Genomic DNA, 20,916 nt, shown 5'->3' with positions numbered 1-20,916 from the left:
TGACGGGCCGCCCCTCTGGTTTCAGACCGGATCGGTCACGTTAGGCCGGCTCAAGCCGGGTCGGTGACGCCAGCCGTGGCCTGGGTTTTCTGGGTCTTATGGGAGAGCCAGAGGCCGCTTGCCTTCATCAGGTAGCCGAACAGCGCCCCTATCACCAGGGAGGGCAGGATCAGCCGCCACTCTCCCGCTGCCCCGAAGGTCGCGCAGCAACCGGCGAAGGTGCCGGGAATGTAGGAGAGCCACTGTTGCCTGGCCTGCACGCACATCAGGGTCGCCACCACCCCGGTCATCAGGTAACCCGCCACCCCGGCGCCCCACCAGGCGTCGCCATGGATCAGCAGCAGGGCCCACAGCATGCCGCTGGCATTGCACAGCAGGGTCTGCAGCAGCGCCTTGTAGCCGCCGCTGGAGGCAAAATAACTGGTGCAGCCGAGGAAGCCGACCCAGGAGATGAGGCCGAGGGTGACGGCGACCCAGCCCCAGACGGCGGAGAGGATCCCGGTCGTGATGGCGATGGCGATCAATGGGCTCATGGCGTGACTCTTCAGTAGTGAAATCCGGAAAAAGGGGAGCCTACCCCGCGCAGGGGGGGCGGCAAGCAGGGGCGGAATTGTGTGTGATCTGCATCACTCATTTCAACTCAGGAATACGCTTGCGCTCGCGAAAAAAATTCATGGTGAGGCGGTCGTGTCTGCACCATAGTTAGAGGCCCTGTCCTGCTCATGGAGTGAGTCTGATGGTGCCAAATGTGATCGTTCCCCTGCTGGTGTTCGTAGTGCTGTTTCTGGTCGGAACCATGGCCAAGGCACTGCCCCTCTATCAGTTCATGTAATTTTCCGTGAAATAAAACTCGGCCGGGGCGGGTCTTATGATTGTTACCCTCATCGCCCCGGGAGTTTTTCCATGTTGCTCAAGCGCCGCTCTGCCCATCACCTCACCGAACAGGACGTCACGCCGGAAGCCGTCTATCAGGATCGTCGCCTGCTCCTGAAAGGGCTGGGGCTCGGCGCCGCCACCCTGGCGTTGCCGACCCAGGCCGGGGTGCTCGATCTCTTCTCTGGCGACAAGCCGGCACCGGTCGCCACCCGGGCGCTCAACATCCACGCCGCCGCCCGGCCGGAGGGGCTGATCCTCACGCCGGAGGAGAAGGCCACCACCCACAACAACTTCTACGAGCTGGGCACCGACAAGGGGGATCCGGCCCGCAATGGCCACTACCTCAAACCCGAGCCCTGGACCCTGAAGGTAGAGGGGGAGGTGGCCAAGCCGTTTACCCTGGACGTGTGGGATCTCATCAACAAGAGCACGCTCGAGGAGCGTATCTACCGGCTGCGCTGCGTGGAGGCCTGGTCCATGGTGCTGCCCTGGAGCGGCATCGCGCTGGCGGACCTCATTCGCCGGGCCGAGCCCACCAGCCGCGCCAGGTTTGTGGCGTTCGAAACCCTCTATGATCCGGAGCAGCTGCCCGGACAGGCCTCGCGTTCCCTCGGCGGTGGCATCGATTACCCCTATGTCGAGGGGCTGTGCATCGACGAGGCGATGCATCCGCTCTCCTTCCTGGCGATGGGGCTCTACGGCAAGGCGCTGCCGGCCCAGAACGGGGCGCCGATCCGGCTGGTGGTGCCATGGAAGTACGGCTTCAAGAGTATCAAGAGCATCGTCTCCATCCGGCTGGTGGAGGAGATGCCGCCCACTACCTGGAACCTGCTGGCCCCCAACGAATACGGCTTCTACGCCAACGTCAATCCAGCGGTGGATCACCCGCGCTGGAGCCAGGCCAGCGAGCGCTTCATCGGCGAGGGGGGCATCTTCGGCGCCAAGCGCCAGCCGACCCTGATGTTCAATGGCTATGCCGATGAGGTGGCGTCCCTCTATCAGGGCATGGACCTGCGCAAGTGGTATTGAGACGAGAGGAGCTGACACCATGACTCTGCGACTGACGGCGCGTCACATCACCTTGCTGCGGGCGCTGGTACACCTCGCCTCGCTGGGGTTTCTGCTCTGGCTGCTGGTGGCCGTGCCCGGCGGTCTGCTGGGAGGGGATCCGGTACAGGGGCTGACCCACTATCTGGGCAAGGGGGCGCTCAATCTGCTGTTGCTCACCCTGCTGGTGTCGCCGCTGGCCAAACGCTGGCGGCAGGGGCAGCTCATCAAGCTGCGCCGCCCGCTCGGGCTCTGGTGCGCAGCCTGGGCCGGTCTGCACTTCATGGTCTGGCTGGGACTGGATCTGCAGTTCGACTGGCGGCTGATTGGCGGCGAGCTGGTCAAGCGCAGCTACATAGTGGTGGGGATGGTGGCGCTGCTGTTGCTGCTGGCGCTCAGCCTCACCTCGATCCCGGCCCTGCTGCGGCGCATGGGGCCGGCCTGGCAGAAGCTGCACAACTGGATCTATGCGGTGGCCCTGCTGGTGCCGGTGCACTACTGGTGGTCGCTCAAGAGCGGCTGGCAGGAGCCGCTCATCTACCTGTTGCTGGCCTGTGCCCTGCTGGTGCCGCGCCGCGACAAGCTGCTGCGCCCCTGGCGCCAGTACCGACAGCAGAAGCTGAAAGAGACGCAAAGACAGGCCGCACCGGCGCGCCCATAGCAAAAGAGGCCTAGTCGGCCTCTTTTTTGATGTCACCGGTATGGGCGTCGACCTGGAGTCGTACCCGCTGCCCCTGGGCATCCAGGGTTTCCACCTCGAATTTGTCCCCTTCCAGCTCCACTTCCCGAATGTCGTGATACCCTTGGGCCACCAGCAGCTTGACCAGCCCGGCCATGTCGAGACGGCTTTCGGCCGCCCAGCCGAGGGTGGAAAAGAGGCAAAGGATCAGCAGGAAACTGCGTCGGATCATATTCATTCCGGATTCATGGCTGGCAGACTATAAACGGCATTATGTTAGGTTTTGGGAGATGAATCATCCATGAATAGAGCCCTGTCTCTGCTTGGGTTGCTGCTGCCGGCACTGGCACAGGCGGCCACGCCGAACGAGGCCTTGCTGCAGCAGGCGGTCAGCGAGGGACGGGTGCGCCCCTTTCATGAGGTGATGGAGGTGGCTTCTCGCCTGCCGGTACGGGTGCTGCGGGTCGATCTGGGGGAGGAGGACGGCATCTGGCTGTACGAACTCAAGCTGATCGACAGCGAGAACAGCGTCATCAAGGTGGGCTATCGGGCCGACAACCTGGAGATGGTGTGGCTCAAGGGTCACCATCTGGAGCGGCTGTTCGAACCGCGTCCGCCCCCGGAAGAGGAGTAACGGCGTGAGCCCGCGAACCCACCGTCCGGTTCGTCTCCCCAACCGCTGCCGGTTCCGGCACAACCCTGCTTTGGATACCCATTTATGCGAATTCTGATAGTTGAAGATGAGAAGACCCTGGCTGGCCAGCTGGCGGAACAGCTGCGCCTGTCCGGTTTCGTGACCGACCTCTGCCACGACGGCAACGAGGCCGGCTTTCTCGGCGAGACCGAACCCTACGACGCCATCATTCTGGATCTCGGTCTGCCGGGCCGCGACGGCCTGAGCGTGCTGAAAGAGTGGCGCAGCAAGGGGATCGACACCCCGGTACTGGTGCTGACCGCTCGTGGCCAGCTGCACGAGAAGATCGAGGGGCTCAATGCCGGGGCCGACGACTACCTCACCAAGCCGTTCCAGGTGGCCGAGCTGGTGGCCCGGGTCCATGCCCTGGTGCGGCGGGCGGCGGGCAACGCCAGCTCGATCCTGGAGATCGGCGGGGTGCGGCTCGACATGGCGGCCTCTCAGGTGTGGTACGAAGGCACCCCCATCAAGCTCACCGCCCACGAGTTCCGGGTGCTCGGCTATTTGATGCAGCACAGGGGCAAGGTGGTGTCGCGCAGCGAGCTGATCGACCACATCTACGCCCAGGATTTCGACCGCGACTCCAATACGGTGGAGGTGTTCATCGGCCGGATCCGCAAGAAGACCCACGCCGATCTGATCGAGACGGTGCGCGGCCTCGGCTACCGGATCAACGAATGAGCCTGATCTTGATGCCCTTTTGCAGCGGAGCGGCTGAATGAGGCTGGTGCGTACCCTGCGGGGGCGGCTGGTGGTCATCGCCATGGTCTGGTGCGGCCTGTTCCTGTTCGCCACCGGCTTCAGTCTGCAGACCATGATGCGCAACTACTGGCAGGAGGCGGAGGCCGACGGCCTGCGCCTGCAGCTCTACGATCTGCTCTCCCGCCTCGAGATCCAGCCGGATGGCCTGCCGGTGGTCACCGAACCCATGGCCGACCCCCGCTTTCGCCAGCCCTACTCGGGTTACTACTGGCAGCTGGAGCTGGGGGAGAGCGTGGTCAGCCGCTCCCGCTCCCTGTGGGATGTGCACCTCGACGTGCACGGCCTGAAGTCGGCCTTCGGTGATCCGGATCTTTTCGTCGGCAAGGGGCCCAACAAGGAGCCGCTGCTGATCATGACCCGTACCGTGCTGCTGCCCGGTTCGGATCGGGTGTTCACCCTGGTGATGGCCAAGGACAGCAGCGCCCTGACCCAGACCCTGAAGAAGACCCGCATCAGCCTGTTCCTCGGCCTCGGCTTTGCCGCGACCGGGCTGGTGCTCGGCTTCATGTTCCAGATCGTCTACGGCCTGCGGCCGCTGCACCTGTTGCGGCGCGAGCTGAGCCGGGTTCATCAGGGCCATCAGGAGGGGTTCCGGCTGCGCTATCCGCTGGAGATCCAGCCGCTGGTGGAAGACATCAACCGGCTGCTGCACCACTACGGCGAGCTGTTGCAGCGGGCCCGCTCCCACACCGGCAACCTGGCCCACGCCCTCAAGACGCCGCTCAGCATCATGCGCAACCAGGTGTCCCAGCTGCCGCCGGAGGATCAGGCCGCCCTCGGCGAGCAGCTCGATCAGATCCAGCGCCACATCGACTACCACCTCGGCAAGGCGCGGGTGACCGGCGCCGCCAAGATCCTCGGGGTGTCGACCCCGGTGCGGGCGCGGGTGGAGTACATCTGCCGCGCCTTCTCCCGCCTCTATCCGGGCCGGGAAGTGGACCTGCAGGTGCCGGCCACCCTGGCGGTCGGGGTGGAGGAGCAGGACTTCGACGAGATGGTGGGCAACCTGCTGGAGAACGCCTTCAAGTGGTCGGCCGGCCGGCTGCGCATCTCCAGCGCCGAGCTGGGGGGCTGGATCACCCTGCGCATCGAGGATGATGGTCCAGGCATGAGCGAGGATCAGATCGCCAAGGCGGTGCTGCGCGGGGTGCGGCTCGACGAGAAAGTGCCGGGTTCGGGGCTGGGTCTCAACATCGTCTCCGATCTGGCGGAAGCCTACCGCGGCAGCCTCATCATGGGGCGTGCCGAACTGGGCGGGCTGGCGGCTTCCCTCTCGCTGCCCAAGGTGGCAAGAGTGGAGAGCTAGGCATAAGATATGGCACCTGTTTTAGCCTGAGGAAGAGAACCATGACCGATGATCCATGGGCACTGTGTCACCTCGACGATTCGTTCGATGCCTCCGTGCTGGGCACCAAGGGGGCCCAGATCCAGTGGTTTGAGGATCGCGACAGCCTGATTGCCTTCTTGCTGGAAGATTTCGTCGACCTGCTGGCCGACGTGGGCGAGCTGGATGAGGATCAGACCGAGCGGGCGCGCGAGCGCTTCACCCTGCTGGTGGAGCAGAGCTTCGACGATCGCGGCCTGATGGACGCCATCAACGATCTCGCCTCCGGCCTGCGCCGCATCGCCTGGCTGGGGCCGCTCTCCGAGCTGGCCGAGCTGAGCGATGACTTCGCCTCCGGCCTGCGCCGCTACTTCTGGAGCCAGTACGACGGGGATGAAGATGACCCGGATGCCTGGGTGCCGGAAGAACTCTGGCCTCAGCTGGTGGAGTGTGCGGAAGAGTACATGGTTGAGGGTGACTTCTGATTCAGAGCCCTTGTCCGCGCTCTGGCTGCAAAGCGGGTGGAGTGTGCACAAGAGTAGATGGTTGAGGGTGGCTTCCGAGTCACACCACAAACCTAGATAAGAAAACGGCGCCTTGATGGCGCCGTTTTTGTTGCTTACTCGTCTGCTCAGGCGTTGGCCGGCACCGCGTGGGCGGTGTTGACCGGGGCCGGGCCCTGGTACTTCTCGATCTGCAGCTGGGCCATGTGACCGCAGTTGCCCTGCGCCAGGCTGGAGGTGCCCTCGTCGAAGGTGAGGCAGTTGACGTTGCCGTTCTTGCACAGGCTCCCCGCCTCGCCCGGTTTGGCCGGATCGAACCAGGCCCCTTCGCACACCCGCACCACCCCCGGACGGATATCGGTCGAGAGCAGGGCCCCCACCAGGATCTGGCCGCGGTCGTTGAAGGCCCGCACCAGATCGCCATCCTGGATGCCGCGTGCCTTGGCGTCGTCCGGGTGGATCAGGATCGCCTCGCGATCGGCGATGGCGAACTTGTCCCGCAGCGGGGTGTTGTCGAGCTGGGAGTGCAGCCGCTGGGTTGGGTGGGAGGTGTTGAGCGACAGCGGATAGCGGGTCGCCTCCTTGCTCTTGATCCACTCCTTGGGCTCATACCACTTGGGATGGCCAGCGCAGTCGGCATAACCCATGCCGGCCACCGTGCTGGAGAAGATCTCGATCTTGCCGGACGGGGTACCGAGCGGGTTGAGCAGCGGGTTCTCGCGAAAATCGGCGTGACGGATCCACTGGCGGTTCGCCTCGGGCACCGGGAAGCGGATGTAGTTGTTGGACTCCCAGAACATGTTGAACGGCGGCAGCGCCACCCGGGCGCCGCGGGCCTGGGCGGCCATGCCGTCGTACATCTGCTTGAGCCACAGCATCTCGTCCTTGCCTTCGGTGTACTGCTCCTGCAGGCCCAGCTTGGCGGCCACGTCACGGAAGATGTCGAAGTCGTTGCGCGCCTCGAACTGGGGCGGCACGCACTGGTGCATCGGGAAGACGTAGCGCTGGGAGTAGTCGCCGCCCATCTCCAGATCGTTGCGCTCGTAGCTGGTGGTGGCCGGCAGGACGATGTCGGCGTGCTTGGCGGTGGCGGTCCAGTAAGGCTCGTGCACGATCACGGTCTGCGGCTTGCGCCAGGCCTTGACCAGGTTGTTGGTGTCCTGGTGGTGGTGGAAGGGGTTGCCGCCCGCCACGTAAACCAGCTTGATGTCCGGGTAGGTCACCTTGCGGCCGTTGAAGTCGATGGTCTTGCCGGGGTTGGCGAGGCAGTCGGCGATGCGGGCCACCGGGATCGGCGCCGGCCCGTTCTTCGGCGCATTGCCGGCGGAGATGCCCGCCAGGATGCCGCCCTTGGCGGTGGGGCTGCCACCGGAAGAGTAGTGGTAGCTGAAGCCGTAACCGCCGCCCGGCAGGCCGATCTGGCCCAGCATGGCGGCCAGGGTGACCAGCATCCAGTTGGGCTGTTCGCCGTGCTGCTGCCGCTGCATGCCCCAGCCCGCCATGATCATGGTGCGCTTGGACGCCATGTCGAGGGCCAGTTGGCGGATCACCTTGGCGTCGACGCCGCAGATGGTGCTTGCCCACTCGGCGCTCTTCGGCTGGCCGTCTTCCTTGCCGAGCAGATAGGTGAGGAACTTGTCGAAGCCGGTGGTGTAGCGGTCGAGGAAGGCCTGATCGTGCTTCTGCTCGCTGTAGAGGGTGTGAGCCACCCCCAGCATCATGGCCACGTCTGTGTAGGCATTCGGTGCAATCCACTCGGCCCCCGCCAGCTTGGCGGTTTCGTTGTAGACAGGGTCGATGCTGATGATGCGGGTGCCTTTATCTTTCAGCGCCTTGAAGCCGGCCTGACCTTCGTGATCCGGCATGTTCCAGCTGTTCTTCAGGGTGACCTGGGCGTTGACCCCCCACAGCACCACCAGTTCGGCGTGCTCGATGACGTTGGGCCAGGCGGTCTGCTGCTCATACACCTCGATGGAACCCATCACGTGGGACATGATCACCTGGGCGGCGCCGGCGGAGTAGTCGCCGGCATAGCCGGTGAAGCCGCCCGCCAGGTTCATCAGGCGGTGCAGCAGGGTGCGGCTGTTGTGGAACATGCCGACGCTCTTCCAGCCGTAGGAACCGGCGTGGATCGCCTGCGGGCCGAAGTCGCTCTGCACCCGGCTGATTTCGCCGGCCACCAGGGCGATGGCCTTCTCCCAGCTCACTCGCACCCACTCGTCGGCGCCGCGCAGTTCGGGTTTGGCCCCCGGGCCTTGCTCCAGCCAGCTCTTGCGCACCATGGGGTACTTGATGCGGTTCTTGGCGTGGACCTGGAACGGCGCCATGTCGATGAGATCGTTGGGGGCCGGATCATCGGCCACCGGCTGGACCCGTACCATGCGGCCCTCTTCGACGATGGCCTCGAAAGCCCCCCAGTGGGCACCGGTCAGGATGCCTTTTTGGGCGGGCACCAGGGTCGGGAACTGTTCAAGCGCCGTGCTGATGGCCTGGGCCAGCGCACTCTTCGGGAAGACACCGGCCAGCAGCGGCAGGGCGGCGCAGGCGCCGAGCCCCTTGAGCAGGTTGCGGCGGGAGAGATTGGTTTGCTTATCGGTAAAAAAAGTCATGACGATTTCCTCTGTGCCAGCCTTAGTGCGCCGCGTTCATGTCACTGGCATGTTTCTGGACGTATTGGGTCAACATGCGTGCCTGTTCCGGGGTCAGGGAGGTGCGTGATTCCATCCCCTTGATGACGCCGATCCACTGGTTGGCGTTGAAATGATCCAGTGCGGTGAGGCCGTGGCAGCCGGTACAGTTGTTGGACATCAGGGTGGAGGCGTACTGCCACAGCTTGCCCTGATCGCCGATGAGCTGGCTCTGATCCACCCAGGCGGTCAGGCTGACCTGATGCCAGGTGAGGTTGGTGGCGCTGTCGGTTTCGCTCTTGCCGGTGGTGAGCTGTGCCTTGGCCTTGTCGCCGAGCAGGGTGCTCAGGATGCGCTTGCCGGGAGCGGCGTAGAACACCTCGCTCACCCCGTCCTGCTGCCAGCCGTCGATGCGCACCTGGGCGCGGCCGTTGTCGTTGGCCAGCACTTCCACCTGAGTGGAGGGCATCAGGGTGCCTTCGTCGGTTTTGGCGCCGGCATCCAGATAGAGCGGGGTGGTGGCGATGGCATAGCGGGTGGTGACGTTGGCCGGGGTCTGGGCGGCGGCTTGCGCCAGCTCGCTGGCACCGGCGGCGGCCAGGCCGCTCATGTCGGGCATGATGTGGGCGACGCCGCGGTGGCAGTCGATGCAGGTCTGGCCCTCCTTGATGGCGACCGGGTGCTCGGCGCGGGCGTTGGGGCGCTGAGCCAGGATGTCCATGGCCGCGTAGCTGTGGCAGCTGCGGCAGGTGGCGGAGTCGTTGGCCTTCAGCTCGTCCCACACCGACTGCGCCATGCGCAGCTTGTGGGCCTCGTATTTCTCCGGCGTGTCGAGGGTGCCGATCGCCTCGTGATAGATGTCCTTCACGGCGCGGATCTTGGTCCACAGATAGGAGGTGGGATCACCCGGAATGTGGCAGTCGGCGCACTCGGCGCGGATGCCCTTCACGTTTTGGAAGTGGACGCTGCCCTGATACTCGGCCAGCGGGGTCTGCATGGAGTGGCAGGAGACGCAGAACTCGGTGGAACTGGTCTTGTGCATGACGGTCACCGTGACCCCCAGCGCTGCCACGCCCAGCAGGGCCCCGAGCAGCAGTAGCCAGAACCAGGTTTTTCTCAACAGTTTTCCAAGCATGACGGCGTTTTCCTACGTTCAAATATTACCAATATAGTAGTATCCATGGAGAGGTAGTTGATTGACCTCTATCATGATTTATATTTTGTATTGTTATTTTAAATGCAATTATTATTTTGTTATTTATCATTTAACTGAATTTAATTTAACATCCTGCGATTTTACCGTCTTTTTGCTCCTCGTTTGAGGCGTAATTGATGCCGCTGCGCCACTTTCTCTCCACTTTTTATCGTTGGGCCATGACTCCCTGCTCCCTTCTCTTGCCTGTGCAGTAGCCTGTCGTCTCGCGCCTGGCAGGGGCTTGGGCTTTGCCCTGGGCCCGGTATATACTGTTCGCATATACAGTGTTCAGGTATTTGCCATGCGACTCTTCATCGCCGAGAAGCCCAGTCTGGGGCGCGCCATTGCCGACGTGCTGCCCAAGCCCCACAAGAAGGGGGAGGGCTTCATCGAAACCGCGCAGGGGGATGTGGTGACCTGGTGCATCGGCCACCTGCTGGAACAGGCCGAGCCCGATGCCTACGATGCCGCTTACAAGCAGTGGCGCATGGAATCCCTTCCCATCATCCCGAGCCAGTGGCAGCTGGTGGCCAAGCCGAAGACCAAGACCCAGCTCACCGTCATCAAGCGCCTGCTCAAGCAGGCCGACTGCGTGGTCAACGCCGGTGACCCGGATCGGGAGGGGCAACTGCTGGTGGACGAGGTGATCGATTTTCTCGGCTATGGCAAAACCCGGCCGGTGCTGCGCTGCCTCATCAGCGATCTCAACCCGCCGGCGGTGCGCCGCGCCCTCGACAAGCTCAGAGACAACAAGGAATTCGTGCCGCTGGCGGTGTCGGCGCTGGCCCGCAGCCGGGCCGACTGGCTCTACGGCATCAACATGACCCGCGCCTATACCCTGCTTGGTCGCAAGGGGGGTTGCAGCGAGCTTCTCTCGGTCGGCCGGGTACAGACACCGCTGCTGGGGCTGGTGGTGCGGCGGGATCTCGAGATCGAGGCCTTCGTGCCCAAACCCTTCTTCGAGGTGCTGGCCCATCTACAGACCGAGGGCAACGAACGCTTCAGCGCCAAGTGGCTGCCCTCCGAGGCCTGTCTGCCCTGGCAGGACGAGGAGGGGCGGGTGCTCAACCGGGCGCTGGCCGCCAAGGTGGTGGAGCGGATCCAGGGTCAACCCGCACTGGTGGAAGAGGTGGAGGAGCAGGCCCGCAAGCAGGCGGCGCCGCTGCCCTACAACCTCTCCAGCCTGCAGATCGATGCCGCCAAGCGGTTCGGCATGGACGCCAAGCGGGTGCTGGACATCTGCCAGAGCCTCTATGAACGGCACAAGCTCATCACCTACCCCAGATCCGACAGCCGCCATCTGCCGAGCGAGCACTTCAATCGGGCCGGCCAGGTGCGGGAGGCCATCGCCAGCACGGCGCCGGCGCTGGCCAGGGCGGTGAGCGAGGCGGACGGCAAGATCCGCAGCAAGGCGTGGAACGACAGCAAGGTGGATGCCCACCACGCCATCATCCCCACCGAGAAGCATGGCAACGAGGGGGGCCTGAGCGGCGATGAAGCCAGGCTGTATGGCCTGATTGCTCGCCAGTATCTGCTGCAGTTCTACCCGCCGTTCGAGTACAACGACAGCAAGGTGCTGCTGCGCATCTCCGGCGGGCAGTTTCAGGCCAAGGCGCGGCGGATCCTCAAGGCGGGCTGGAAGGCGTTGCTCGGGGTGGAGGAAGATGACGAGGAGGAGGTGGGAACCCTGCCTGCCCTGCGTCAGGGCGAACAGCTGCTGTGCGAGCGGGGGGAGCTGCTGGAGAAGATGACCCAGCCCCCCAAGTCGTTCACTGATGCCACCCTGCTGGCCGCCATGACCGGCATCGCCCGCTACGTGCAGGATCCCGAGATCCGCAAGACCCTGCGCGAAACCGACGGCCTCGGCACCGAGGCGACCCGGGCCGGCATCATCGACCTGCTGTTCAAGCGCCGCTTTCTGGTGCGCCAGGGCAAGAGCATCAAGGCGACCCCGACCGGGCGAGCATTGATCCAGGCCCTGCCGGCCACGGCCACCACCCCGGACATGACGGCGCTGTGGGAGCAGCACCTCGGCCGGATTGCCGAGCGACAGGCGAGCTATCAGCAGTTCATGGGGCCGCTCACCGAGCAGCTGAACGGTTTGATCGACGGCGCCAGACAGGATTCGGGGGCCAGCTTCAGCGCCTTGCCCAAGGCGGCGCCCGGGGCCGACAAGCGTCGCTTCACCAAACGCAAGCGCAGCACGGCGGCTGGTGGCTCGAGCGGGACTGCCAAGCGGGGGAGCAAGCGGCCAGCCAGGGCCGCCTGATAAAAAAACGCCCCTTCCGGGGCGCAAAAAGGCATTGTCGTCAGGCGTCGGCCAGTCTGGCGCGACTCAAATTCAGGTAGTGCCAGGCAACGCCGAGCAGCACCAGATCCTTGAAAATGAAGAACTCGGTGACCGGCACCCCGTCGACCAGCTTCCAGACGCCCGGCAGGGTCAGCAGAAAGCTGAGGGTCACGAGGAAGGTCAGGATGGCCCCCAGGCTGCTCCAGTAGCCCAGACGTGGCCGCCACAGGCCGGCAATCAGGCCGCCGGCGATCAGGATCTCGACCAGCCCGATCAGATTGGAGACGGCCTGCTCCGAGAGCACGGCATAGAGCCAGCTCATCAGCGGGTGGCTTGCCACCAGCGGCCGGATGGCCGCCGCCTCGGTCGGCGTGAACTTGAACACGCCGATCCAGAGCAGGGTCAGTACCACCCCCGTGAGGGCGATCAGAAAACCTCGGTCATGACGTTCCATTATTGCTCCTCTGTCATGGGGTGAGCGTGACGGGCGGAAAGTCGATGTCGGTTTCCGCCAGATGATTGCCGTAGTTGGTCAGGGTATTGATGACCACCTGCCCCAGCACCTCCATCATCAGCTCATCATCCACGCCCGCCGCCCGGGCGGCGGCCAGTTGCGCATCGCTGATGACGCCGCGCTGGGTGACCAGGGCGACCGCTAGCTGCAACAGGGCGTGATCGAGCGGATCCGTCGCCTGAGCGAGACGGGCAGCCCGGATGGCGCCGTCATCGAAACCGGCCCGGCCTGCCAGCAGGGTGTGGGCCGACAGGCAGTACTGGCAGGCGTTGGCCTGACCGATGGCCAGTGCCAGCAGCTCCCGCTGGCGGGCGCTGAGCCGCCCCTTGCCCAGCGCGTCGGCAAAGCCGAGCAGACCGTTGAGCAGGGCCGGTGAGTGGGCCAGGGTTGCGTAGAGGTTGGGGACCATGCCCAGGCTGCTTTTAAGAGCGGCGAAGGTGGGGGCGGCTGCCGGTTTGGGCTGCACGACGGCGTGAATGCGACTCATGATGTGCTCCTGTTTGGGTTGGGTACGGGAGACACTATGCCGGTTTTAATGGTACGGTTTATCACCCAGAGTCCATCATTGACTACCAGGCGTCTCAAATATGGATCCACTCTCGATACTGCTGGCCCATGCCGCTCCCCAGGCCAGTCTCTTTTTCGCCGGCAACCTGTGTCAGCACTCTCACAGCAGCGACTATCCCGCCGGCGGCCATCTGCACCTGTTGCGCCGTGGCGAACTGCTGCTGCGCGAAGAGGGGGGTGAACCCCTGTTGCTGATCGAGCCGACCCTGATCCTCTACGCCAGGGGGCAGGCTCACAGGCTCGAACCCCGCCAGCTGGCGGGCTGCGACCTGGTGTGTGCCAGCGTGTCGTTCGGGCCGGCAGGAGACTCACCACTGCAGCTGGCGTTGCCGGATACCTTGGTGCTGCCGCTGCAGACGATCCCGGCCATTGCGCCGGTACTGACCCTGCTGTTCGAGGAGGCCTTCGCCGAGCGATACGGTCAGCCGCCGATCCTCTCCCGTCTGCTGGAAGTGCTGCTGATCCTCTTGCTGCGCCATCTGGTGGAACAGGGGCTCTGCCGGCAGGGGATGTTGGCCGGTCTCTCCGACCCGCGACTGGCACGGGCCATTGCGGTCATGCATCAGCGCGGGGACGAGCCCTGGACGGTGGCGACCCTGGCGCGGGAGGCGGGCATGTCGCGCGCCCGCTTCGCCGCTCATTTTCAGGCGCTGACCGGGCAGACGCCGCTGGACTATCTGACGCGCTGGCGGATGGTGCTGGCCAGTCAGCAACTGCTGGCGGGGGAGTCCATTACCCAGGTGGCGTTGGGGGCGGGTTACAGCGGGGGCACCGCCTTCGGGCGAGCGTTCGAGCGGGAGTTTGGCATGAGCCCGGGGCGCTGGCTCAAGGCGCGGCAGCGCGAGTGACCGGGGCCGCGACGGGCCCCGGTGTCATCAGCCGGTGTAGACGGTCTCTTCCGGGTACTTGATGCGGGTTTCGACCGGGCGAGCCAGCATGAAGGCCAGAGTGAGCGGGCCGAGACGACCGCAGATCATCACCAGCACCAGGATGAGCTTGCCAGGCTCGCTCAGGGTGGCGGTGATGCCGGTGGAGAGCCCCACGGTGGCAAACGCCGAGATGGTCTCGAACATGATCTTGTCGAAGGGCAACTGCTCGGTGAGCATCAGCAGGAACATGGCCAGCATCAGCACCATGGTGCTGACCATGATGATGGCCAGCGATCGGGTCACTATCTGGGACGAGAGGGTGCGGCCAAAGGCGGTGACGTGGGGGCGCTTGGTCAGAAACGCCTTGGTCGCCAGCAGCACCACCGCGAAGGTGGTCACCTTGATACCGCCACCGGTGGAGGTGGCACCCGCCCCGATGAACATCAGCATCATCAGGAACAGCAGGGCGGCCGGGGTCATCAGGCCGATGTCGATGGTGTTGAAACCTGCGGTACGGGCGCTGGCGGACTGGAAGAAGGCCGCCAGCCACTGGCCGCCGAAGGAGACCTTGCCGAGGGTGCCAGGGTTGTTGTGCTCCAGCAGCCAGAACATCAGGGTTCCCAGCAGCAGCAGGCCCGGGGTCATGATCAGCATCAGCTTGCTGTGCAGCTTGAGCTTGCGCCAGCGGCGGTTGCGCACCAGATCGACGATGACGGTAAAGCCGATCCCGCCGAGGATCAGCAGACCGGCGATGGTCAGGCTGATGACGGGGTCGTTCCGGTAGTCCATGAGATTGTTGGCAAACAGCGAGAAGCCGGCGTTGTTGAAGGCCGATACTGCGTGGAAAAAGCTGACGTAGAGGCCGCGCTCCCACCCCATCTCGGGCACCCAGCGAATGGCCATCAGGGCGGTGCCGATGAGCTGGGCGATGAAGGCGAACAGCACGATGCGCTTCACCAGCTGGATGATGTTGACCGAGCCCTCCTGGCCCAGCGCCTCCTTGGCCAGCACCTGCTGGCGCAGGCCGACCCGTTTGCTGAACATGGCGATGAGCAGCAGGGTCATGGTCATCTGGCCCAGGCCGCCAATCTCCATCAGCATCAGCAGGAAGATCTGTCCCTGCAGGGTGAAGGCGGTACCGGTGTCCACCACCCCGAGCCCGGTCACGCTGATGGCCGAGGTGGCGGTGAACAGGGCATTGATGAAGCTCACCTGGCCGTTGTGGCTGGAGGGCTGCACCAGAAACAGGGTGCCGATCAGCAGGATGACCAGAAAACTGCCGAGGATCAGCTTGGCTTCACTCCAGCGCGACTCATCTTCCCGCTGCAGGGCAAAGGCGTAGCTGCTGCGCCAGCGGGTCATAGGGTTTCCAGCCAGTGGTCGATGGCGTGCTTGTTGCCGGCCAGGATCAGGATGTCACCCAGCTGCAGCTCCATCTTGCCGGTCAGCACGTTGTGCAGGGTTTCGCCACGCTTGATGGCGAGCAGCTGGAATTCACTCTGCTGCAGCAGATGGAAGTCGCTGAGGGCCCGACCGTTCAACTGCAGGCCGATGACGAACTCGGTCAGCACCATATCGTGACCCAGCTCCAGATAGTCGAACAGCCGGTTATCCAGCATGCTCTGGGCGACCCGGCGACCCATGTCCCACTCCGGATTGATCACCTTGTCGGCACCCACCTTCTGCAGGATCTTGGCGTGGAACTTGTCGCGCGCCTTGACCCAGACCTTCTTCACCCCCGCCTCCTTGAGAACGAGGGTGGTGAGTATGCTGGTCTCGAGGTTGTCACCGATGGCGACGAAGACGATGTCGAAGTCGGCCAGGCCCAGCTCGGCGACGGTAGCCTCGTCGGTGGCGTCGGCCACGATGACGTGGTTGCAGAGGGTGGCGATCTGGCGGGTCTTGCTCTCGTCGATGTCAATCGCCAGCACCTCGGCATCCTGGCGCTGCAGCTCTTCACACAGCGCGCTGCCAAACAGCCCCAGGCCGATGACGGCAAATTGGTTGTTCATGAGTACTTCCTCAAGAGTCGGAGCGGGATACTCTACTCCAGCTATATGAGTCCGAAAAGAGGGCGGGATTTTTCGTCCGGCGGCAATATAAGGTAGACTGCCCGCTTGCCATTGTCGGAACACGCAGATGAAACTCACCCCGCACGCCTCCCTGTTGACGCTCAACACCCTCGCCCTCGATGCCCACTGCCACTGGCTGGCCGAAGTGGAGCAAACCGACGACCTGCCGCAGCTGGTTGCCAACGCCGAGCTGGCCGGCTTGCCGCGGCTGGTGCTGGGCGGTGGCAGCAACGTGCTGTTTTGCGATGACTTCGCCGGGGTGGTGGTGCTCAACCGGCTCAAGGGGATAGCGCTGCAGGACGAGGGGGAGTACTGGCTGCTGCACGTGGCCGCCGGCGAGAACTGGCACGAGCTGGTGTGCCACACCCTGCAGCAGGGCTGGTACGGTCTCGAAAACCTGGCGTTCATCCCCGGCACGGTCGGGGCGGCGCCGGTGCAGAACATCGGCGCCTACGGAGTCGAGCTGGCCAGCGTCTGTGCCTACGTCGAGGCGTTCAACTGGCAGAGCGGCGAGATGGAGCGCATCGCCGCGGCCGATTGCCGCTTCGGCTATCGCGACAGCATCTTCAAGCACGACTATCAGGACAGCCACTTCATCACTGCGGTCGGTTTGCGACTGGCCAAGGCCTGGCAGCCAAGCCAGGGCTATGGTCCGCTGGCCGCACTGGGCGAACAGCCCTCGGCACAGGCCATCTTCGACACCGTCTGCGCCACCCGCATGGCCAAGCTGCCGGATCCGGCCGTGCTCGGCAATGCGGGCAGTTTCTTCAAGAATCCGGTGGTGCCTGCCGCGCTGGCGGCATCGCTCAAGCTGAAATATCCCCAGATGCCGCTCTATCCGTCGGGTGAAGGGCTGGCCAAGCTGGCCGCGGGCTGGCTTATCGACCAGTGCGGCCTCAAGGGCTTTGCCATCGGCCGTGCCGCCGTCCATCAGGAGCAGGCGCTGGTGCTGGTCAATCTGGGCGGCGCCAGCGCCATGGAGCTGATCGCGCTGGCGGCTCACGTGCGTGACAGCGTGGAGCAGAAATTCGGCGTGGTGCTGGAGCACGAGGTGCGCTTCATGGGCCGCCGTGGTGAAACTTGGCTCGACGAGGTACTGGCATGACCCTGACTCCCATCCGGCAAACTCTGATCTCCCTGCTCAGCGACGGGCAGTTCCACTCCGGTGAGCAGCTTGGCGAGCAGCTCGGCATCAGTCGGGCGGCGGTCAGCAAGCACATGGCGGCGCTCAAGGCGCTGGGGCTGGATCTCTTCAGCCTGACCGGCAAGGGGTACCGGCTGGCGGTGCCGATGGCGCTCTATGACGAGACAAAGCTGCAGGCGCTGGCGCCCATGGCACCGGTGCACTGCTTCCCGGTCATCGACTCCACCAACCAGTACCTGCTGGAGCGGGTCAACCAGCTGCAGTCGGGCGAGAGCTGCCTGGCCGAGTGCCAGACCGCCGGGCGTGGCCGGCGCGGCAAGCCCTGGGTTTCCCCCTTCGGCTGCCAGCTGATATTGAGCATGTACTGGCGGCTGGAGCAGGGCATGGCGGCGGCCATGGGGCTGAGTCTGGCGGTCGGGGTGGCCGTGGTGCAGGCGCTGGAGTCCCTCGGTTATCCGGGCGTTGAGCTCAAGTGGCCCAACGATCTCTACTATCAGGGCCGCAAGCTGGCGGGGATCCTGGTGGAGATGAGCGGCAGTGCCGGCGCCAGCTGCCACCTGGTGATCGGGGTCGGCCTCAACCTGGCGATGCCGAGCCGGGAGGCGGAGCGGATCGATCAGGCCTGGTCCGAATTGCGCCACATCCAGCCGGAACTGGTGGATCGCAATCTGCTGGCCGGCCGGGTGATCGATCACCTGCAGCAGGCCATGCTCACCTTCGAACAGGAGGGGCTCGCCAGCTTCGTGGCGGACTGGAACCGGCTCGACCATTTCGCCGGCCGGCCGGTGCGACTGCTGATGGGCGAGCAGGAGATCCGCGGCGTGGCGCGCGGCATCGATGATCGCGGTGCGCTGCGGCTGGAGACGGAGGAGGGGATCAAGTTCTATCTGGGCGGGGAGATCTCCCTGCGCCGGGGCGACTGATGACGGCGCTGACCGTCACCCTATGAAGAGGGGGCCTGCGGGCCCCCTCTTCATTGATGCGTGATCTGCCGCCGTTACTTGCGCAGCTTGATCTGCTCGATGGCGTGCTCGTTGCCCTTGGTCAGGATCAGGTTGGCCCGCTCCCGGGTAGGCAGGATGTTCTCTTTCAAATTCAGATAGTTGATGTCTTGCCAGATGTTGCTGGCGATCTTGGTCGCCTCGCTCTCGGCCAGCTTGGCGTAGTGGTGGAAGTAGGAGTCCGGATCCGAGAAGGCGCCGCTGCGGAACTTGAGGAAACGCTCGATATACCAGGTGCGCAGCAGTTCGGCATCGGCATCCACATAGATGGAGAAGTCGACGAAGTCCGACACGAACACGCGGTGCGGATCCTGCGGGTAGTCCATGCCGCTTTGCAGCACATTGAGCCCTTCCAGGATCAGAATGTCCGGCTGCTCCACCACCTTCTTCTCATCCGGAATGATGTCGTAGATGAGATGGGAGTAAACGGGGGCCTCGACTTTCTCGTGGCCGGCGCGGATGTTGGCGACAAACTCCACCAGATGGCGGATGTCGTAGGACTCCGGGAACCCCTTGCGGCGCATCAGGCCGCGCTCTTCCAGCACCTTGTTGGGGTAGAGAAAGCCGTCGGTGGTGACCAGCTCCACCCGCGGGTGCTCTGGCCAGCGCTCCAGCAGCGCCTGCATGATGCGCGCCGTGGTGCTCTTGCCGCCTGCCACACTGCCGGCGATGCTGATGATGTAGGTGCCCTTGCCGCGAGACTGACCGAGGAACTGTTCCAGCACCCGGCTGCGGCGCTGCTTGGCCTTGACGTAGAGATTGAGCAGACGGGAGAGGGGCAGATAGATCTCTTCCACCTCCTGCAATGACACCTTCTCGTTGATCCCGCGCAGGGTCTGCAGATCGTGCTCGGTCAGGGTCAAAGGGACCGAGTCGCGCAATAACGCCCATTGTTCGCGGGTGAATTGCAGATAGGGGTTATGCTCTGTCGTCATGGTGTCGTCACTGTTTCTTGGGCAGGGCGACCATACACCAAGGGGGGCGGGAGCGACAAGAGAAGCGACGGTTTCGAGCGGAGAGTGAGTCCTTTTTTGCCTGGTTCCTGGCAATAATGCACATTTTGCAAGGCGCAATGGTTGCATCCCCAAAATCCTTACCATAAAATGCGCGACGCTTAGATGTCTGTCGTCTATTTGCCCAGCAAAAGCGATAAATCAACGGGTGCAAGCAGAATTACCGTTGTGACATTGACGTAACGGAGGGGTTCCCGAGCGGCCAAAGGGATCAGACTGTAAATCTGACGGCTCTGCCTTCGAAGGTTCGAATCCTTCTCCCTCCACCATATTTCTCTGCGGTTTGAGTTCTTTGGGTTAGAGAAATGCGGGCATCGTATAATGGCTATTACCTCAGCCTTCCAAGCTGATGATGCGGGTTCGATTCCCGCTGCCCGCTCCAAGATGCTGATTGGCTCAGGCGATAGCAGAGTCACACCCTAGGGTGAGTTCGGCAATCGAACCAGCCTGTCAGCACCAGCCTCTCTTCCCCACCAGATTCAAATCCATCATATAAACTGTTCTGTGGTTAGCTTGCCACCGCGTACTCAGCGTTAGTTTAGAGGGACGATCATGTCTAAAGAAAAATTTGAGCGTAATAAACCGCACGTTAACGTGGGTACCATCGGCCACGTTGACCACGGTAAAACCACCCTGACCGCCGCCATCACCAACGTGCTGGCCAAGCACTTCGGTGGTAAAGCTTTCGCCTTCGACCAGATCGACAAGGCGCCGGAAGAGCGTGAGCGTGGTATCACCATCAACACCTCCCACGTAGAATACGACACCGCTACCCGTCACTACGCCCACGTAGACTGCCCGGGTCACGCCGACTACGTTAAAAACATGATCACCGGTGCTGCCCAGATGGACGGCGCGATCCTGGTAGTAGCAGCGACTGACGGCCCGATGCCGCAGACTCGTGAGCACATCCTGCTGGGTCGTCAGGTAGGCGTTCCGTACATCATCGTGTTCATGAACAAGTGCGACATGGTAGATGACGAAGAGCTGCTGGAACTGGTCGAGATGGAAGTTCGCGAACTGCTGTCCGAGTACGACTTCCCGGGTGATGACCTGCCGGTAGTACGTGGTTCCGCACTGAAAGCGCTGGAAGGCGAAGCTCAGTGGGAAGAGAAGATCCTGGAACTGGCTGGCCACCTGGACACCTACATTCCGGAGCCGGAGCGCGCAATTGACCAGCCGTTCCTGATGCCGATCGAAGACGTATTCTCCATCGCAGGCCGTGGTACCGTAGTAACCGGTCGTGTAGAGCGCGGTATCGTTAAAGTTGGTGAAGAAGTGGAAATCGTTGGTATCAAAGATACCACCAAGACCACTTGTACCGGCGTTGAAATGTTCCGCAAACTGCTGGACGAAGGTCGTGCAGGTGAGAACGTTGGCGCGCTGCTGCGTGGCGTGAAGCGTGAAGACGTAGAGCGTGGTCAGGTACTGGCCAAGCCGGGCACCATCAAGCCGCACACCAAGTTCGAATCTGAAGTGTACGTACTGTCCAAAGAAGAAGGTGGTCGTCACACCCCGTTCTTCAAAGGCTACCGTCCGCAGTTCTACTTCCGTACTACCGACGTGACCGGTACCATCGAACTGCCGGAAGGCGTAGAGATGGTAATGCCGGGCGACAACATCAAGATGGTTGTTACCCTGATTGCGCCGATCGCGATGGACGACGGCCTGCGTTTCGCCATCCGTGAAGGTGGCCGTACCGTAGGTGCTGGTGTTGTAGCTAAAGTTATCGCTTAATC

General features: G+C 63.5%; 20 protein-coding genes and 2 tRNA genes. 13 read left to right on the top strand and 9 right to left on the bottom strand.

From position 1 onward, the window contains the following. Positions 1-50: 50 nt before the first annotated feature. The gene (locus AB5Y95_RS02820; RefSeq protein WP_005306399.1) at positions 51-533 is read right to left on the bottom strand and encodes a DUF1097 domain-containing protein; all 483 of its coding nucleotides are present in this window, start codon (positions 531-533) and stop codon (positions 51-53) included. A gap of 370 nt (positions 534-903) precedes the next feature. Here AB5Y95_RS02820 and msrP point away from each other — a divergent pair, with 370 nt between their 5' ends. Continuing rightward, positions 904-1,905 carry a protein-methionine-sulfoxide reductase catalytic subunit MsrP gene (gene msrP / locus AB5Y95_RS02815; protein ID WP_368159465.1) on the top strand — a complete coding sequence of 334 codons (1,002 nt, stop codon included), beginning with the start codon at positions 904-906 and terminating at the stop codon, positions 1,903-1,905. Positions 1,906-1,924: 19 nt separating this feature from the next. Next, the gene (gene msrQ, locus AB5Y95_RS02810) at positions 1,925-2,584 is read left to right on the top strand and encodes a protein-methionine-sulfoxide reductase heme-binding subunit MsrQ (RefSeq protein WP_054543662.1); all 660 of its coding nucleotides are present in this window, start codon (positions 1,925-1,927) and stop codon (positions 2,582-2,584) included. A gap of 10 nt (positions 2,585-2,594) precedes the next feature. Here msrQ and AB5Y95_RS02805 read toward each other — a convergent pair whose 3' ends face one another. Next, positions 2,595-2,840: a PepSY domain-containing protein gene (locus tag AB5Y95_RS02805; RefSeq protein WP_077095688.1), complete on the bottom strand. Its 246-nt coding sequence runs from the start codon at positions 2,838-2,840 to the stop codon at positions 2,595-2,597. A gap of 63 nt (positions 2,841-2,903) precedes the next feature. On the opposite strand from AB5Y95_RS02805, the gene AB5Y95_RS02800 reads away from it, so the two are divergent. From AB5Y95_RS02800 to AB5Y95_RS02785, 4 genes are all read left to right on the top strand, one after another. Further along, positions 2,904-3,236 carry a PepSY domain-containing protein gene (locus tag AB5Y95_RS02800; RefSeq protein ID WP_011707718.1) on the top strand — a complete coding sequence of 111 codons (333 nt, stop codon included), beginning with the start codon at positions 2,904-2,906 and terminating at the stop codon, positions 3,234-3,236. An 84-nt stretch (positions 3,237-3,320) separates the two neighbouring features. Then, positions 3,321-3,977 carry a response regulator transcription factor gene (locus AB5Y95_RS02795; RefSeq protein ID WP_005306366.1) on the top strand — a complete coding sequence of 219 codons (657 nt, stop codon included), beginning with the start codon at positions 3,321-3,323 and terminating at the stop codon, positions 3,975-3,977. A gap of 37 nt (positions 3,978-4,014) precedes the next feature. Beyond that, complete coding sequence (locus tag AB5Y95_RS02790; RefSeq protein WP_368159464.1) at positions 4,015-5,364, top strand: sensor histidine kinase; 1,350 nt, start codon at positions 4,015-4,017, stop codon at positions 5,362-5,364. A gap of 41 nt (positions 5,365-5,405) precedes the next feature. Then, complete coding sequence (locus AB5Y95_RS02785; RefSeq protein ID WP_010635837.1) at positions 5,406-5,867, top strand: hypothetical protein; 462 nt, start codon at positions 5,406-5,408, stop codon at positions 5,865-5,867. Between the two features lie 146 nt (positions 5,868-6,013). Here the strand turns inward: AB5Y95_RS02785 and torA are convergent, their stop codons facing one another. Both torA and AB5Y95_RS02775 read right to left on the bottom strand, forming a co-directional pair. Continuing rightward, positions 6,014-8,494 carry a trimethylamine-N-oxide reductase TorA gene (gene torA, locus AB5Y95_RS02780; protein ID WP_017781183.1) on the bottom strand — a complete coding sequence of 827 codons (2,481 nt, stop codon included), beginning with the start codon at positions 8,492-8,494 and terminating at the stop codon, positions 6,014-6,016. A 22-nt stretch (positions 8,495-8,516) separates the two neighbouring features. After that, a complete protein-coding gene (locus AB5Y95_RS02775) occupies positions 8,517-9,647 on the bottom strand; it encodes a NapC/NirT family cytochrome c (protein ID WP_017764798.1) in 1,131 nt (376 codons plus the stop codon). Between the two features lie 361 nt (positions 9,648-10,008). Between AB5Y95_RS02775 and AB5Y95_RS02770 the strand changes: the two genes are divergently transcribed. Then, on the top strand, positions 10,009-11,976 hold the full coding sequence (locus AB5Y95_RS02770; RefSeq protein ID WP_215270043.1) for a DNA topoisomerase III: 1,968 nt from the start codon (positions 10,009-10,011) through the stop codon (positions 11,974-11,976). 40 nt (positions 11,977-12,016) lie between these two features. On the opposite strand, the gene AB5Y95_RS02765 is transcribed toward AB5Y95_RS02770, so the two are convergent. Beyond that, positions 12,017-12,451, bottom strand: a complete 435-nt coding sequence (locus AB5Y95_RS02765) for a DUF417 family protein (RefSeq protein WP_017764796.1) — start codon at positions 12,449-12,451, stop codon at positions 12,017-12,019. Between the two features lie 13 nt (positions 12,452-12,464). Further along, entirely contained in the window at positions 12,465-12,998 is a 534-nt protein-coding gene (locus tag AB5Y95_RS02760; protein WP_054543658.1) for a carboxymuconolactone decarboxylase family protein, read from the bottom strand. A gap of 100 nt (positions 12,999-13,098) precedes the next feature. On the opposite strand from AB5Y95_RS02760, the gene AB5Y95_RS02755 reads away from it, so the two are divergent. Further along, the gene (locus AB5Y95_RS02755; RefSeq protein ID WP_017764795.1) at positions 13,099-13,926 is read left to right on the top strand and encodes an AraC family transcriptional regulator; all 828 of its coding nucleotides are present in this window, start codon (positions 13,099-13,101) and stop codon (positions 13,924-13,926) included. Between the two features lie 27 nt (positions 13,927-13,953). On the opposite strand, the gene AB5Y95_RS02750 is transcribed toward AB5Y95_RS02755, so the two are convergent. Together AB5Y95_RS02750 and AB5Y95_RS02745 are read right to left on the bottom strand one after the other, a co-directional pair. Further along, positions 13,954-15,309 (bottom strand): TrkH family potassium uptake protein, encoded by a 1,356-nt coding sequence (locus AB5Y95_RS02750; RefSeq protein ID WP_368159463.1) that lies wholly within the window; start codon positions 15,307-15,309, stop codon positions 13,954-13,956. Continuing rightward, positions 15,306-15,959, bottom strand: coding sequence for a TrkA family potassium uptake protein (locus tag AB5Y95_RS02745; protein WP_005306338.1), 654 nt, complete (start codon positions 15,957-15,959; stop codon positions 15,306-15,308). Before AB5Y95_RS02745 ends, AB5Y95_RS02750 begins: the two co-directional genes overlap by 4 nt. A 127-nt stretch (positions 15,960-16,086) precedes the next feature. Here AB5Y95_RS02745 and murB point away from each other — a divergent pair, with 127 nt between their 5' ends. Continuing rightward, entirely contained in the window at positions 16,087-17,124 is a 1,038-nt protein-coding gene (gene murB / locus AB5Y95_RS02740; RefSeq protein WP_215270042.1) for a UDP-N-acetylmuramate dehydrogenase, read from the top strand. Beyond that, complete coding sequence (gene birA, locus AB5Y95_RS02735; protein WP_368159462.1) at positions 17,121-18,086, top strand: bifunctional biotin--[acetyl-CoA-carboxylase] ligase/biotin operon repressor BirA; 966 nt, start codon at positions 17,121-17,123, stop codon at positions 18,084-18,086. Before murB ends, birA begins: the two co-directional genes overlap by 4 nt. Positions 18,087-18,160: 74 nt before the next feature. On the opposite strand, the gene coaA is transcribed toward birA, so the two are convergent. Then, positions 18,161-19,099, bottom strand: a complete 939-nt coding sequence (gene coaA, locus AB5Y95_RS02730; protein ID WP_005306328.1) for a type I pantothenate kinase — start codon at positions 19,097-19,099, stop codon at positions 18,161-18,163. A 262-nt stretch (positions 19,100-19,361) separates the two neighbouring features. On the opposite strand from coaA, the gene AB5Y95_RS02725 reads away from it, so the two are divergent. From AB5Y95_RS02725 to tuf, 3 genes are all read left to right on the top strand, one after another. Then, positions 19,362-19,446, top strand: a tRNA-Tyr gene (locus AB5Y95_RS02725). Between the two features lie 38 nt (positions 19,447-19,484). Continuing rightward, a tRNA-Gly gene (locus AB5Y95_RS02720) sits at positions 19,485-19,559 on the top strand. Positions 19,560-19,729: 170 nt separating this feature from the next. Continuing rightward, the gene (gene tuf, locus AB5Y95_RS02715; RefSeq protein WP_005306325.1) at positions 19,730-20,914 is read left to right on the top strand and encodes an elongation factor Tu; all 1,185 of its coding nucleotides are present in this window, start codon (positions 19,730-19,732) and stop codon (positions 20,912-20,914) included. The last annotated feature ends 2 nt before the right edge of the window (positions 20,915-20,916 follow it).

Origin of the sequence: Aeromonas sp. R5-3, assembly GCF_040908225.1 — a bacterium.
GTDB classification, from domain to species: Bacteria; Pseudomonadota; Gammaproteobacteria; order Enterobacterales; family Aeromonadaceae; genus Aeromonas; species Aeromonas dhakensis.
The sequence above is the reverse complement of the archived record's forward strand: the minus strand, read 5'-3'. Positions and strand labels throughout refer to the sequence as shown.